Origin of the sequence: Roseateles depolymerans, from assembly GCF_003387155.1 — a bacterium.
In the GTDB taxonomy this organism is placed as follows: domain Bacteria; phylum Pseudomonadota; class Gammaproteobacteria; order Burkholderiales; family Burkholderiaceae_C; genus Roseateles; species Roseateles depolymerans.
Map to the genome: position 1 here is coordinate 1 of NZ_QUMT01000010.1, position 12,982 is coordinate 12,982.

General features: G+C 67.6%; 11 protein-coding genes. 6 read left to right on the forward strand and 5 right to left on the reverse strand.

What is annotated here, in order from left to right; all coding sequences use genetic code 11:
* Positions 1 to 317: 317 nt before the first annotated feature.
* Positions 318 to 1,007, reverse strand: coding sequence for a PEP-CTERM sorting domain-containing protein (locus DES44_RS24255; protein WP_058933262.1), 690 nt, complete (start codon positions 1,005 to 1,007; stop codon positions 318 to 320).
* A 279-nt stretch (positions 1,008 to 1,286) separates the two neighbouring features.
* Positions 1,287 to 2,336, reverse strand: a complete 1,050-nt coding sequence (gene queA, locus DES44_RS24260; RefSeq protein ID WP_058933261.1) for a tRNA preQ1(34) S-adenosylmethionine ribosyltransferase-isomerase QueA — start codon at positions 2,334 to 2,336, stop codon at positions 1,287 to 1,289.
* Between the two features lie 118 nt (positions 2,337 to 2,454).
* Here queA and recG point away from each other — a divergent pair, with 118 nt between their 5' ends.
* On the forward strand, positions 2,455 to 4,653 hold the full coding sequence (gene recG, locus DES44_RS24265; protein ID WP_083525208.1) for an ATP-dependent DNA helicase RecG: 2,199 nt from the start codon (positions 2,455 to 2,457) through the stop codon (positions 4,651 to 4,653).
* A 25-nt stretch (positions 4,654 to 4,678) separates the two neighbouring features.
* On the opposite strand, the gene panC is transcribed toward recG, so the two are convergent.
* Both panC and panB read right to left on the reverse strand, forming a co-directional pair.
* Positions 4,679 to 5,512 (reverse strand): pantoate--beta-alanine ligase, encoded by an 834-nt coding sequence (panC, locus tag DES44_RS24270; protein WP_058933260.1) that lies wholly within the window; start codon positions 5,510 to 5,512, stop codon positions 4,679 to 4,681.
* A 4-nt stretch (positions 5,513 to 5,516) separates the two neighbouring features.
* The gene (gene panB / locus DES44_RS24275; protein ID WP_058933259.1) at positions 5,517 to 6,323 is read right to left on the reverse strand and encodes a 3-methyl-2-oxobutanoate hydroxymethyltransferase; all 807 of its coding nucleotides are present in this window, start codon (positions 6,321 to 6,323) and stop codon (positions 5,517 to 5,519) included.
* Positions 6,324 to 6,408: 85 nt separating this feature from the next.
* Between panB and DES44_RS24280 the strand changes: the two genes are divergently transcribed.
* The 3 genes from DES44_RS24280 (at position 6,409) to DES44_RS24290 (ending at position 9,921) form a co-directional block, all read left to right on the forward strand.
* The gene (locus DES44_RS24280) at positions 6,409 to 7,329 is read left to right on the forward strand and encodes a hydrogen peroxide-inducible genes activator (RefSeq protein WP_058933258.1); all 921 of its coding nucleotides are present in this window, start codon (positions 6,409 to 6,411) and stop codon (positions 7,327 to 7,329) included.
* Between the two features lie 305 nt (positions 7,330 to 7,634).
* On the forward strand, positions 7,635 to 9,128 hold the full coding sequence (locus DES44_RS24285; protein WP_198164872.1) for a catalase: 1,494 nt from the start codon (positions 7,635 to 7,637) through the stop codon (positions 9,126 to 9,128).
* Between the two features lie 271 nt (positions 9,129 to 9,399).
* Entirely contained in the window at positions 9,400 to 9,921 is a 522-nt protein-coding gene (locus tag DES44_RS24290) for a Dps family protein (protein WP_058933256.1), read from the forward strand.
* On the opposite strand, the gene DES44_RS24295 is transcribed toward DES44_RS24290, so the two are convergent.
* Positions 9,922 to 10,863, reverse strand: a complete 942-nt coding sequence (locus DES44_RS24295; RefSeq protein WP_058933255.1) for a phosphate acetyltransferase — start codon at positions 10,861 to 10,863, stop codon at positions 9,922 to 9,924.
* A 150-nt stretch (positions 10,864 to 11,013) separates the two neighbouring features.
* On the opposite strand from DES44_RS24295, the gene DES44_RS24300 reads away from it, so the two are divergent.
* Together DES44_RS24300 and DES44_RS24305 are read left to right on the forward strand one after the other, a co-directional pair.
* Positions 11,014 to 12,252 (forward strand): acetate/propionate family kinase, encoded by a 1,239-nt coding sequence (locus DES44_RS24300; RefSeq protein WP_058933254.1) that lies wholly within the window; start codon positions 11,014 to 11,016, stop codon positions 12,250 to 12,252.
* A 73-nt stretch (positions 12,253 to 12,325) separates the two neighbouring features.
* Positions 12,326 to 12,949, forward strand: coding sequence for a type 1 glutamine amidotransferase family protein (locus tag DES44_RS24305; protein WP_058933253.1), 624 nt, complete (start codon positions 12,326 to 12,328; stop codon positions 12,947 to 12,949).
* The last annotated feature ends 33 nt before the right edge of the window (positions 12,950 to 12,982 follow it).

Sequence of the window (12,982 nt, forward strand, 5' to 3'; positions counted from 1 at the left end):
TGCAAACGCCCGATGCTGTGCATCGGGCGCAGTTGGTTGGCTGACGCCGACCTTTACAACCGTCCGGGACTGTCAACGTAGTTCAGGACGGGTCAGCGTTGATGGCTGGAGTACTGCGCTGGAAGAAGACAGGGAGGGGGATTCCGCTCCATGTCCCCCGCCCGCTTCGCGGGCTCCTCCTAATACTTCCGCGGAATCCCCCTCCCTGTCTCCTTCCGGATCGAGCAGGGCGAAGAGTTCTTGGCGAAATGGAGGGTCGCTAGGCAGTCGTACGGCCGCCTTCTGGGCCGGATAGGCTCGCGCCTCGCGGCGCTCGCTTAGCTGCGGCGGCGGGCCAGGAAGCCCAGGGCGGCCAGGCCCGCAATCATCATGGCGTAGGTCTGAGGTTCCGGGACCGGGCTGATGGTCGGGTTGTTGCGCGGCACCGCGTTGGCAATGGCGCTCGCAAATTCAACGCGCACCCCGGTGTAGTTGTAGACCGAGTTGGCATCGTCCGTCACCACGAAACTCAGCGTGTTCACGCCACTGGTGAAGTAGCTGGCGATGCTGCTGAAATTCGTCCAGCCCGTGTAGCCGTTGCCCTCAATCGTCGAGATGGCCTGGCCATTGAGCAACAACACACCACTGTTGTCCGAGGCCCAGCGACCCGTGATCGAGGCCGTGGAAACGTCGTAACCCGTCAGGTCAAAGTTCAGCGACCAGGTCACCACACTGTCCGTCGCCGAGCTGTAGTTGGTCTGCTGGTCACCGCCCAGAATCAGCCACGAAGATGACTCGGTGTTGGCAATCCAGTGCGGGAACGGATCGGTCGAGCCCGTGCTCACCACGCCATAACCCGTCAGGCCCGAATAGTCACCGCCCGAGACGGTGTAGGTGTAGTTCTTGTCGGTGTCGCCGGCGCTCAAGCCGCTGCCCGTGTTGACCAGACCCCCAATGGTGTCCGCCACCGCCACGCCACCCAGCAAGGTGGCCGCCAGCGCGATAGGGGTGATTGCAAGCAGCTTCATGAGACTCCCGATATTCAGTGTGGTGGCAACGCGGGCCTCGCCCGCCTCCCTCGGTCCTCATGCAAGCAAGTGCCGGGCCCGTTGTCGTGGATCCGATTCTTCCAAAATGTGTGACTTTATGCCCCCCGTGCACACGGGGGTCAGGCCTCTTCTTTGGTAACGATGGGGTAACGGGCGTTGCCGCAACGCCGATTTGCGGGCGATTGGCGCACCAGCAGGGTGAGCAGGCACGCGCCGCGCCGGTGCCCCGCACCGAATGAGCACGTCCACCGCACGGCGTCAGGCGTCGGCGCGGCGACGGTCCAGGAGCATGGCGTCGCCGTAGCTGAAGAAGCGGTAACGCTGGTCGATGGCGTGGCGGTAGAGGGCCATGATGTGCTCGTAGCCGGCCAGGGCCGACACCAGCATCATCAACGTGCTCTTGGGCAGGTGGAAGTTGGTGATGAGACGGTCCACCACCTGGAAGTCAAAGCCCGGGGTGATGAAGATGTCAGTCTCGCGGGCCCCCGCGCGCAGCGCACCGCCCACCGCCGCCGATTCAAGCGCGCGCAAGGTGGTGGTGCCCACTGCCGTGACGCGTCCCCCCTCGGCGCGGCAGCGCTCAATGGCCGCCACGGTCTCTTCCGGCACCTGGAACCATTCGCTGTGCATCTTGTGGTCGGCCAGGTTGTCCACGCGGACCGGCTGGAAAGTGCCGGCGCCCACATGCAAGGTCACATGCGCCGTCTGGATGCCGCGGGCCGCCAGTCGTTCCAGCAAGGGCTCGTCAAAGTGCAGCGCCGCGGTCGGGGCAGCAACAGCGCCCGGCTCTCGCGCAAAAACGGTCTGGTAGCGGCGGACGTCATCCGCCGAGTCGTCATGGGCAATGTAGGGCGGCAGCGGCACGTGGCCGTGCTGCTCCAGCAGCTCAAAGGGGTCGCCAGACAAGCGCAGGTGGAAGAGGCCGTTGTCCGGGCCGCAGCGCCCCAGGACCTCGGCATCAAAGGCCTCTGCGAATCTCACCACGGCGCCCGGCTTGGGACTCTTGCTGGCCCGCATGTGCGCCCAGACCTCGTGGGTGCCCGGCAGCACGCGCTCGATCAGCGCCTCCACCGCACCGCCGCTGGCCTTGGCGCCATAGAGCCGCGCCTTGATGACCCGCGTGTTGTTGAAGACCAGCAGGTCCTTGGGGTCCAGCAGCTCCGGCAGGTCGCGGAAGATGCGGTCCACCGGCGTGCCGGTGCGCCCATCCAGCAGGCGCGACGCGCTGCGCTGCTCGGCCGGATGCTGGGCAATGAGGTCTTCAGGAAGTGCGAAATCGAAGTCGCTGACAGTGAAAAGTCGGGACATGGATGACGAGGGCCGGACAGACCCGTGCCGATCAAATGAGAAGGCCCGAATTCTCCCATCCCCAGCATTCTCGACACGACCTTCGGGCCCGCTCAGATCACAGGCAGAATTCCGACCCATGTCCGAGGTCCCGTCCGTGTCGTCCAAAGCCCCGCGCGCGCCCAAGTCGGCCAACAAGACGGCCACCAAAGCGGCCAGCAAGCGGGCGGGCGCAGTTGCGTCCGGGCCCGAGGCCTCCGCCGCCAGCGCACCGGCCGCCGCCCCTGCGAAGTCCGCCCCGCAAAAGGCGATGGAACGCATGGGCCTGACCCGGGACATCGACCTGGCCCTGCACCTGCCGCTTCGTTATGAGGACGAGACCCAGATCACGCCGCTCGCCGCCGCCCATGACGGCGACACCGTCCAGTGCGAAGGCGAAGTGATCGAGAGCCGCATCGAGATCCGCGGCCGTCGTCAGCTCCTGGTGAAGCTGCGCGACGACCAAGGCGGTCAGGTGCAACTGCGCTTCCTTCATTTCTATCCGGCCCATCAGAAGACCCTGGCGGTTGGCGCCCGCATCCGCGCCCGTGGCGAAATCCGCGTTGGCTTCTTCGGGCGGGAGATGGTGCATCCCAGCTTCCGCAAGGTGGACGAGCAGACGCCGCTGGCCACGTCGCTGACCCCCGTCTACCCCACCAGCGCGCAGCTGCCCCAGGCCTATCTGCGCAAGGCCGTGGCCTCCGCGCTCAAGCGCGCGCCGCTGGACGAGGTGCTGCCGCCGTCCATGATTCCCGCCGGCTTGCCGTCCCTGCGAGAGACGCTGCAGTTCCTGCACCATCCGCCGCCCTCGGCCGGCCTGTCGACGCTGGAAGACCACACCCATCCCGCCTGGCAGCGCCTGAAGTTCGAGGAACTGCTGGCCCAGCAGCTCAGCCAGCAGCAGGCACAGCGCGAACGGGCCCACCTGCGCGCGCCAGTGCTGCGCGGCAGCAAGGGCGGTCTGCATGAACGGCTGCTCGGCGCCCTGCCCTTCGCCCTGACCGGCGCCCAGCAGCGGGTGACCGAAGAGATCGCCGCCGATCTGGCCCTGCCCCAGCCCATGCACCGCCTGCTGCAGGGCGACGTGGGCTCCGGCAAGACCGTGGTGGCCGCCATTGCCGCCGCCGTGGCCATGGACGCCGGCTGGCAATGCGCCTTGATGGCCCCCACCGAGATCCTGGCCGAACAACATTTCCGCAAGCTGATCGGCTGGCTGGAACCGCTGGACGTGGAGGTGGCCTGGATCACCGGCAGCGTGAAGGGCAAGGCCCGCCAGAAGATGCTGGACGCCGCCGCCTCCGGCGAAGCCAAGCTGGTGGTGGGCACCCATGCCGTGATCGAGGACAAGGTGAGCTTCGCCCGCCTGGGCCTGGCCATCATCGATGAGCAGCACCGCTTCGGTGTGGCGCAGCGACTGGCCCTGCGCAAGAAGCTGGCCGACAGCCTGAACGACGACACGCCCGGCGCCGTGCCGATGGAGCCGCATCTGCTGATGATGAGCGCCACCCCCATCCCGCGCACGCTGGCCATGACCTACTTCGCCGACCTGGCCGTGTCCACCATCGACGAGCTGCCGCCCGGGCGCAGCCCAATCGTCACCCGCGTGTTCGCCGACGGCCGTCGCGACGAGGTGATCGAAAAGATCGCCGCCGCCGTGCAGGACGGTCGGCAGGTGTACTGGGTCTGCCCGCTGATCGAGGAATCCGAGGCGCTGGACCTGAAGAACGCCACCGAAACCCATGAGGAGCTCAGCGCGGCCCTGCACGGCAAGAGCGTCGGCCTGCTGCACGGACGCATGCCGCCAGCGGAAAAGGCGGCGGTGATGGCGCTCTTCAGCAGCGGCGAGATGAGCGTGCTGGTCGCCACCACCGTGATCGAAGTGGGCGTGGACGTGCCCAACGCCAGCCTGATGGTGATCGAACACGCCGAACGCTTCGGGCTGTCCCAGTTGCATCAGCTGCGCGGACGCGTCGGGCGAGGCTCGGTGGCCAGCGTCTGCGTGCTGCTCTACACCGGGCCGCTGTCCGACACCGGCAAGTCACGCCTGCGCGCCATGGCCGAGACCACCGACGGTTTCGAGATTGCCCGCCGCGACCTGGACATCCGCGGACCCGGCGAGTTCATGGGCGCCCGGCAAAGCGGCGCACAACTGCTGCGCTTTGCCGACCTGCAGGAAGACGCGCCGCTGCTCAGCGCCGCCCGCGCCCTGGCACCGCGGCTGCTGGACGACTATCCGCAGGCCGCGCTGCGTCAGGTCGAGCGCTGGCTGGGGCACAAGACGGAATACCTCAAGGCCTGATCCAGGCCCGGACGTCAGGAGCCGCTCAAGCTTCCAGGTTGTCGATCAGGCGCGTCTGGCCCAGCTTGGCCGCGCCCAGCGCAACGATCGGCTGCCCGTCCTGCGGTGCCCCCAGATCATGCTGGCGGCGCAGCGTCATGTAGTCCGGCAACCATCCCGCATCACGCATCGTCTGCATCGCATCGGCCTCCAGGCGGGCCACGTCGCGAGCGCCGTCGCGCCAGGCCGTCAGCAGCCCCCGCAGCGTCTGCGACAGCAGCAGTGCGCGCTGCTTCTCGTCATCGGTGAGGTAGCCATTGCGGCTGGACAGGGCCAGGCCCGTGTCGCTGCGGCGGGTCTCGCCGGCCAGGATCCGGATCGGCAGCGCCATCTGGTCCACCATGCGGCGCAGGACCATCAGCTGCTGATAGTCCTTCTTGCCGAAGACGGCCACATCCGGCTGCACGATGTTGAAGAGCTTGTGCACCACCGTGCACACCCCCACGAAGAAGCCGGGACGGAAGTGCCCCTCCAGGATGTCGGCCAGCTCCGTCGGCGGATGCACCTTGTAGCCCTGCGGCTCGGGGTACATGGTCTTCTCGTCCGGCGCAAAAACCAGGTCGCAGCCCACGCCCGCCAGCAGCTCGGCATCCCGCTGCAAGGTGCGCGGATACCGGTCGAAGTCCTCATGCGGCGCAAACTGCAGCCGGTTGACAAAGACCGAGGCCACGATGCGGCCGGTCGGTCCCACTGCCTCACGGGCCTGCGTCACCAGCGCCAGATGGCCCTCGTGCAGGTTGCCCATGGTGGGCACGAAGGCCACGGGCGCGTCGCCCTGCAGCGCGGCCCGCAGGCCGCTGATGTCGTGATGGATCTGCATGGCGTCAGTAGGTGTGTTCGGGCGCGGGGAAGGCCCCGGACTTCACGTCGGCGACATAGCGTCCCACCGCATCCTGGATGGAGGTCGCGCCCTGCATGAAGTTGCGGACGAAACGCGGCCGGCGGCCCGGGGTGACATCCAGCATGTCATGCAGCACCAGCACCTGGCCCGAGCAGTCCGCGCCGGCCCCGATGCCGATCACCGGGATGCCCAGGCTGCGGGTCAGCTCGCCCGCCAGCGCCGCCGGCACCATTTCCAGCACCAGCATCTGCGCCCCCGCCTGCACCAGTTCGCGGGCATGGGCCTTGAGCTGGGCGGCGCCCTGCTCGTCCCGGCCTTGCACCTTGAAGCCGCTCAGCGCCGTGACCGTCTGCGGTGTCAGCCCCAGGTGCGCGCACACCGGAATGCCGCGCTCGGTGAGGAAACGCACCGTCTCGGTGGTCCAGCCGCCGCCCTCGAGCTTGACCATGTGCGCGCCGGCCTGGGCCAGCTGCATGGCGCTGCGCCACGCGTCCTGCGGGGACGTGTGGTAGGTGCCGAAGGGCAGGTCCGCCACGATCCAGGCATGCCGACGCGCCCGCGCCACACACCGGGTGTGATAGACCATGTCCTCCAGACGCACCGGCACGGTGGTCTCCTGCCCCTGCAGCACATTGCCCAGCGAATCGCCGATGAGCAGCGCATCCACGCCGGCCGTGTCCAGCAGGTGGGCGAAGGCCGCGTCATAGCAGGTGAGCATGGCGATCTTGTCGCCCGCGGCATGCATATCCAGCAGGCGCTGGAGGGTGATGGGTTTTCTGTCTGTGGTCATGCGTCTCCCCGGGTGTTGTCCCATGGGTGGGGCGGCAGTGTACCGGGCGCGCCCAGAATGCCTGCTTTCTGAGGACAATGGCGACATGACCCTGACCGAACTGCGCTACATCGTTGCCGTTGCCCGTGAACGCCATTTCGGCCGCGCCGCCGAGGCGTGCTTCGTCTCCCAGCCCACCTTGTCCGTGGCCATCAAGAAGCTGGAAGAGGAACTGGACGTCAAGATCTTCGAACGCGGCGCCAATGAAGTGACCATGACCCCGCTGGGCGAGGACATCGTCCGCCAGGCCCAGTCGGTGATCGAGCAGGCCAGCGCCATCAAGGACATCGCCAAGCGCGGCAAGGATCCGCTGGACGGCCCGCTGCGCCTGGGCATCATCTACACCATCGGGCCCTACCTGCTGCCGGAGCTGGTGAAGCATTGCATCGAGCTCTACCCGCGCATGCCGCTGATGCTGCAGGAGAACTTCACCACCAAGCTGCTGGACATGCTGCGCACCGGTGAGCTGGACTGCGCCATCATGGCCGAGCCCTTCCCGGACGCCGGCCTGGCCCTGGCCCCGCTCTATGACGAGCCGTTTGTGGTGGCCGTGCCCGCCTCCCATGCGCTGGCCAAGCGCGAGCGCATCTCGGCGGAAGAGCTGAAGGCAGAAACCATGTTGCTGCTGGGCAACGGCCACTGCTTCCGGGACCATGTCCTGGAGGTCTGCCCCGAGTTCGCCCGCTTCTCCACCGACGCCGAAGGCATCCGCAAGAGCTTCGAGGGCAGCTCGCTGGAGACGATCAAGCACATGGTCGCCTCCGGCATGGGCGTGACGGTGGTGCCCGCCCTGAGCGTGCCGGCCCAGGTGCCGGACCATCTGCGCTACATCCCCTTCGAAGCCCCCGCCCCCACCCGCCGCGTGGTGCTGGCCTGGCGCCGCACCTTCACCCGCTACGAGGCGGTGGCGGCTCTGCGCAATGCGGTCTACGCCTGCAAGCTGGACCGGGTCACCTTGCTGTCCTGAAGCCCCGCACGCACTCGCACGTTGGCGTTCGCAAGCTAACGTTTGCAAGCGCCGGCGCGTGGGCGTCCGCATCACCGCGCATGACCCGCCGGGGAGACCGCCAGGGCCTCCATCCGGCCCCTCTCCCCTCTTCCGTTTGGGGAATCGATTTTTTCTATCGCCGCTCTTAAGCTATTTGCGTTGATCTATCGGCTGGCGGTTTTTACAGTTCTCCTCACGTCGCAACGCGACACCGATTCCGAGGTCCGCCAGCTTCCCGCCCCGGGCCTGGCCCGGACCTCAACGCTTCCGAGGAGTAGCTTCAAATGAGTGGCAAACCTACCGCTTCCGCCCATCCCGCCCAGTGCCCGGTGATGACCACCACCGCCGGTGCCCCGATCGCCGACAACCAGAATTCGCTGACCGCCGGCCCCCGCGGCCCGGTGCTGATGCAGGACTACCAGTTGCTGGAAAAGCTGGCCCACCAGAACCGCGAGCGGATTCCGGAGCGAGTGGTGCATGCCAAGGGCTGGGGCGCCTTCGGCACCCTGACCGTCACCCACGACATCAGCCGCTTCACCCGCGCCAAGCTGTTCGGCGAGGTGGGCAAGAGCACCCCGATGCTGGCCCGTTTCTCCACCGTGGCCGGTGAACTGGGCGCCGCCGATGCCGAACGCGATGTGCGCGGCTTCGCCCTGAAGTTCTACACCGAAGAAGGCAACTGGGACCTAGTGGGCAACAACACCCCGGTGTTCTTCATCCGCGACCCCCTGAAATTCCCCGACTTCATCCGCACCCAGAAGCGTCATCCGGTCAGCCATCTGCGCTCGGCCACCGCCGCCTGGGACTTCTGGAGCCTGTCCCCTGAAAGCCTGCACCAGGTCACCATCCTGATGAGCGACCGCGGCATTCCGGTCAGCCCGCGCTTCATGAACGGCTACGGCTCCCACACCTACAGCTTCTGGAACCGCGACGGCGAGCGTTTCTGGGTGAAGTTCCACTTCAAGACGCAGCAAGGCCACCGCACCATGAGCAATGCGGATGCGGCCCAGGTGATCGGCCAGACCCGGGAGAGCTATCAGGAAGACCTGTTCGGTTCCATCCAGGCGGGCGAGTACCCGCGCTGGACGATGTTCGTGCAGGTCATGCCTGAGCTGGACGCCGACAAGACGCCCTACAACCCCTTCGACCTGACCAAGGTGTGGCCGCACCAGGACTACCCGCTGATCGAGGTGGGCGTGCTGGAGCTCAACCGCAATGCGGACAACTACTTCGAGGAGATCGAGCAGGCCGCGTTCTCGCCCAGCAACATCGTGCCCGGCATCGGTTTCAGCCCGGACCGGGTGCTGCAGGCGCGCATCTTCGCCTACGCCGATGCGCACCGCTACCGCCTGGGCACGCACTACGAAGCCCTGCCGGTGAACGCGCCCAAGTGCCCGGTCCATCACTATCACAAGGACGGGTCGATGAAGTTCTTCCGCACCCCGACGGGCCATGCCGACGCCTACTACGAACCCAACAGCTTCGGCGGCGCCACGCAGGACCCGTCGGTGGCCGAGCCGCCGCTGCGGCTGCAGGGCGACGCGGCCCGCTACAACCATCGGGACGGCAATGACGACTACAGCCAGCCCGGCGCGCTGTTCCGCATCCTCGGCGCGGAGCAGCAGCAACGACTGGGACGCAATATTGCCGCGTCGATGAAAGGCGTGCCGGCGTTCATCATCGACCGCCAGCTGGCCCACTTCGACAAGGCGGATCCCGACTACGGCCGCGTGGTGCGCACCGCACTGAGCGAACTGGACATCGAGTTCACCGCCTGACGGTCGCAGGACCGTTCTGGATCACGGCGGGCGCTGCGGCGCTCGCTCCCCACCCACCAGGAGCCTCTCATGAACATCAAACCCGGACGCCAACTCCTCGGACTGGTCATCGTGGCCGTCGGCGCAGCGCTCAACGCCCAGATGCTGGTGGACTGGATGCGCCACGGCACGGTCTGACGTGCGACCTCCGGATCGGGTAGGCTGTCCACCCTGTCCGGGTCGCCACTCAAGGGTCACCCGTTCTTCACCGACATTCCAGAGGAGTCCGCAGATGGCCAAGAAGTCCCCCGCCGCCCCCATCCATGCCAAGGGTCAGCCCTCCATCAACATCGGCATCAGCGACAAGGATCGCGCTGCCATCGCCCAAGGCCTGTCCAAGCTGCTGGCGGACACCTACACGCTGTACCTGACCACCCACAACTTCCACTGGAACGTGACCGGTCCGATGTTCAATTCGCTGCATGCGATGTTCATGGCCCAGTACACCGAGCTGTGGAACGCGGTGGACCCGATCGCCGAGCGCATCCGCTCGCTGGGCCATGCCGCGCCGGGCTCCTACGCCCAGTTCGCCGCACTGAGCTCCCTGCCGGACGCGCCCGCCACGCCGCCCAAGGCGCTGGAGATGGTGCGCATCCTGGTAGAAGGTCATGAGGGCGCCGCACGCACCGCCCGCTCGCTGTTCCCGCTGGTGGACAAGGCCAGCGACGAGCCCAGCGCCGACCTGCTGACCCAGCGCCTGACGGTGCACGAGCAGACCGCCTGGATGCTGCGCAGCCTGCTGGAAGACCGCTGATCAGCCCACGGCCTTGATGCGGCCGTCCCGCCCGGCGGCCACCAGCATCGAGGCCAGTGCGCAGGACGCCAGCCGGGCGGCCTGGGAGTCGGCCCGGCTGGTGAGGATGATGGGCACCTTCGCGCCCAGCACCACGCCGGCCGCATAGGCATGGGCCAGGAAGCTCAGGCTCTTGGCCAGCATGTTGCCGGCGTCCAGGTCCGGCACGATCAGCACATTCGCTTGCCCCGCCACCGGCGAGACGATGCCCTTGATGCGGGCGGCCTCCGGATCGATGGCGTTGTCCATGGCCAGCGGCCCGTCCAGCACCGCGCCGGTGATCTGCCCGCGGTCGGCCATCTTGCACAGCGCCGCCGCCTCCAGCGTGGACGGCACCTTGGGGTTGACCGTCTCCATCGACGACAGCAGCGCCACCCGCACCTCGGGCAGGCGCAGCGCATGCGCCAGGTCGATGGCGTTCTGGACGATGTCCACCTTCTCTTCCAGCGTCGGCGCGATGTTGATCGCCGCATCCGAGATGATCAGCGGATGGGGATGACCCGGCACGTCCATGACGAAGCAGTGGCTGATGCGGCGCGAGGTCCGCAGACCGCCGTCGCGGCGCACCACGGCGCCCATCAACTCATCGGTGTGCAGGCTGCCCTTCATCAGCGCATCGACCTGACCCCGCAGCGCCAGTTGCACCGCCAGATCGGCCGCCGCATGGCTGTGCGGCACGTCGTGCTGCTCATAGGGGGACAGGTCCACCCCGGCCCGCGCGGCCGCCTCCGCCATCTTCGCCAACGGGCCCACCAGCACCGGCTGGATCAGCCCCTGCTGGGCCGCATCGACCGCGGCGTGCACCGCCACGTCGCTGCAGGGATGCACCACCGCCACCCGGAGCGGCGGAAATTGACGAACCGCATCAATCAGGCGGTCGTAGTGAGGATGAGCGGACGGCATGGATCGACTCCCGGGCTGGTCCCAGGCATCCTACAGGCCGGGCCCCTGCCCGGCAGCGTGGTTTGGTCATGAACCGGCGCGCAGGCATGGATGCAAGCAGGTGAGGGGGCAGATGTGGGAAGAGATGTGGGAGCAAAGATGGGAGCAGGCATGGATCCCCGGCTGGAAGGTGAATTCATTGCGGTGGTGAATGCGGGCTCGTCCAGCGTCAAGCTGTCGATGTTCTCGCTGCACGCCCGCGAACAGGTGGGCTCGGCGCCCCCGCTGCGACTGGAGCTGCATGCCCAGGTGGAAGGCCTGGGCACGCAACCGCATTTCGAAGCCCGCCATGCCGACGGCAGCCCGGCCGGCCAGCGGGACTGGCCGGTGCACCACCTGCCGCATGATCAGGCGATCGATCACCTGGTCGCGTTCGTGCAGGAGGAGTTTCCGAGGATCGAGATGCTGGGCATCGGTCACCGGGTCGTGCACGGCGGCACCGACTTCGACCAGCCTGTGGTGGTCACCCCGCAGGTGTTGTCGCAGCTGGAAGCGCTGGTGCCGCTGGCGCCTCTGCATCAGCCCCACAACCTGTCCCCCATCCGCCGCGCATTGAGCGGCCTGCCGGGCCTGGCCCAGGTGGCCTGCTTTGACACCGCCTTTCATCGCACGCAGCCGCAGGTGGCCCAGCCCTATGCCTTGCCCTATGCGCTGTATGAGAGCGGGGTGCGTCGGTATGGCTTTCATGGGCTGAGCTATGAGTACATCGCGTCTCGCCTGCCGGAGGTCTCCCCCCGGCTGGCCCAGGGACGCGTCGTGGCCTTGCACCTGGGCAACGGGGTCAGCGCCTGCGCCCTGGAGCGGGGACGCAGCATCGGCAGCAGCATGGGCTTCACCGCCGTTGAAGGGCTGCCGATGGGCACCCGCAGCGGATCGGTCGATCCGGGCGTGCTGCTGTACCTCATGGACCAGAAGGGGCTGGATGCGCGCGCATTGGAACGCCTGCTCTACCAGCAGTCCGGGCTGCTGGGGCTCTCGGGCGTGTCCAGCGACATGCGGACCCTGCTGGCCAGCGACGTCCCACGCGCCCGGCTGGCGGTGGATGTGTTTGTCCACCGGATCGTGCGGGAGATCGGCGCCCTGGCCGCGGAACTGGGCGGACTGGACGGGATCGTGTTCACCGCCGGGATCGGCGAGCATGCGCAGGTCATCCGCCAACGGGTGATGGCGGGCTGCGCCTGGCTGGGACTGGTGCCGCAGGCGCCGGGTCATGACCAGCGCCCCACCCCGCCGCACGCCGCGACGCGGCTGAGCGCCGACAGCAGCCGCTGCGAAGCCTGGGTGATCCCGACCGATGAGGAGCTGATGGTGGCCCGGCACACCTACCGGGTGCTGGCCGGGGGGGCCTGAGTCTCCTGAAGGTTTTGCTTGGGCCCGCGCCCCGGCAGCGCTACAGTCGGCGGCATTGCCCGCGCATCACGCCATGCATATCGCCATTCTTTCCTTCGACGGATTCAATGAGCTCGACTGCTTTGTGCCGCTGAGCCTGTTGAATCGCCTCAAGCCGATGGGCTGGTCCGCCGAGCTGTGCGGCCCGGGCAGCATGGTGACGTCGATGAACGGGGTGAATGTGCAGCTCCAGCGTCCGCTGGAGTGGGCCAACGAGGCGGACGCCGTATGGTTCGGTGCGGGTCTGTACACCCGGGCCATCGCGGAAAACGCCGCCCTGCTGGACCGGCTGCAACTGGACCCCACCCGCCAGCGCTTTGCGGCCCACGGTGCTGGTGCCCTGTTGCCCGCCCGCCTGGGCCTGCTGGGCGAGGTGCCCGCCTGTACCGACGGCAGCGCCCGCCCCTGGCTGGTGGAGGCCGGCATCCGGGTGCTGAGCGAGCCGTTCTACGCCCGCGGACCGGTCGCCACCGCGGGGGGAGGCCTGGCGTCGCTGTATCTCTCCGCCTGGCTCATCTGGGAGAAAGCCGGTGAGCAGGCGGCCCGTGAGGTGCTCGGCCATGCCGCCCCCGTCGGCCAGAAAACCGAGTATGTGGACGGCCTGATGGCGGTGGTGAAGCCTTTCATGGCGGTGTCCACGCCCCCCGGTCCGCCTTGATCGGCGGGCATCGCCCATAATTGCGGGTTCGCC

Bases quoted from the DNA above. Each gene is read 5' to 3' on its own strand.
- DES44_RS24300 (WP_058933254.1), top strand. From the start codon at position 11,014: ATGGATCCCCGGCTGGAAGGTGAATTCATTGCGGTGGTGAATGCGGGC.
- panC (WP_058933260.1), bottom strand. From the start codon at position 5,512: ATGCAGATCCATCACGACATCAGCGGCCTGCGGGCCGCGCTGCAGGGC.
- DES44_RS24290 (WP_058933256.1), top strand. From the start codon at position 9,400: ATGGCCAAGAAGTCCCCCGCCGCCCCCATCCATGCCAAGGGTCAGCCC.
- DES44_RS24305 (WP_058933253.1), top strand. From the start codon at position 12,326: ATGCATATCGCCATTCTTTCCTTCGACGGATTCAATGAGCTCGACTGC.
- panB (WP_058933259.1), bottom strand. From the start codon at position 6,323: ATGACCACAGACAGAAAACCCATCACCCTCCAGCGCCTGCTGGATATG.
- recG (WP_083525208.1), top strand. From the start codon at position 2,455: ATGTCCGAGGTCCCGTCCGTGTCGTCCAAAGCCCCGCGCGCGCCCAAG.
- queA (WP_058933261.1), bottom strand. From the start codon at position 2,336: ATGTCCCGACTTTTCACTGTCAGCGACTTCGATTTCGCACTTCCTGAA.
- DES44_RS24295 (WP_058933255.1), bottom strand. From the start codon at position 10,863: ATGCCGTCCGCTCATCCTCACTACGACCGCCTGATTGATGCGGTTCGT.
- DES44_RS24280 (WP_058933258.1), top strand. From the start codon at position 6,409: ATGACCCTGACCGAACTGCGCTACATCGTTGCCGTTGCCCGTGAACGC.
- DES44_RS24255 (WP_058933262.1), bottom strand. From the start codon at position 1,007: ATGAAGCTGCTTGCAATCACCCCTATCGCGCTGGCGGCCACCTTGCTG.
- DES44_RS24285 (WP_198164872.1), top strand. From the start codon at position 7,635: ATGAGTGGCAAACCTACCGCTTCCGCCCATCCCGCCCAGTGCCCGGTG.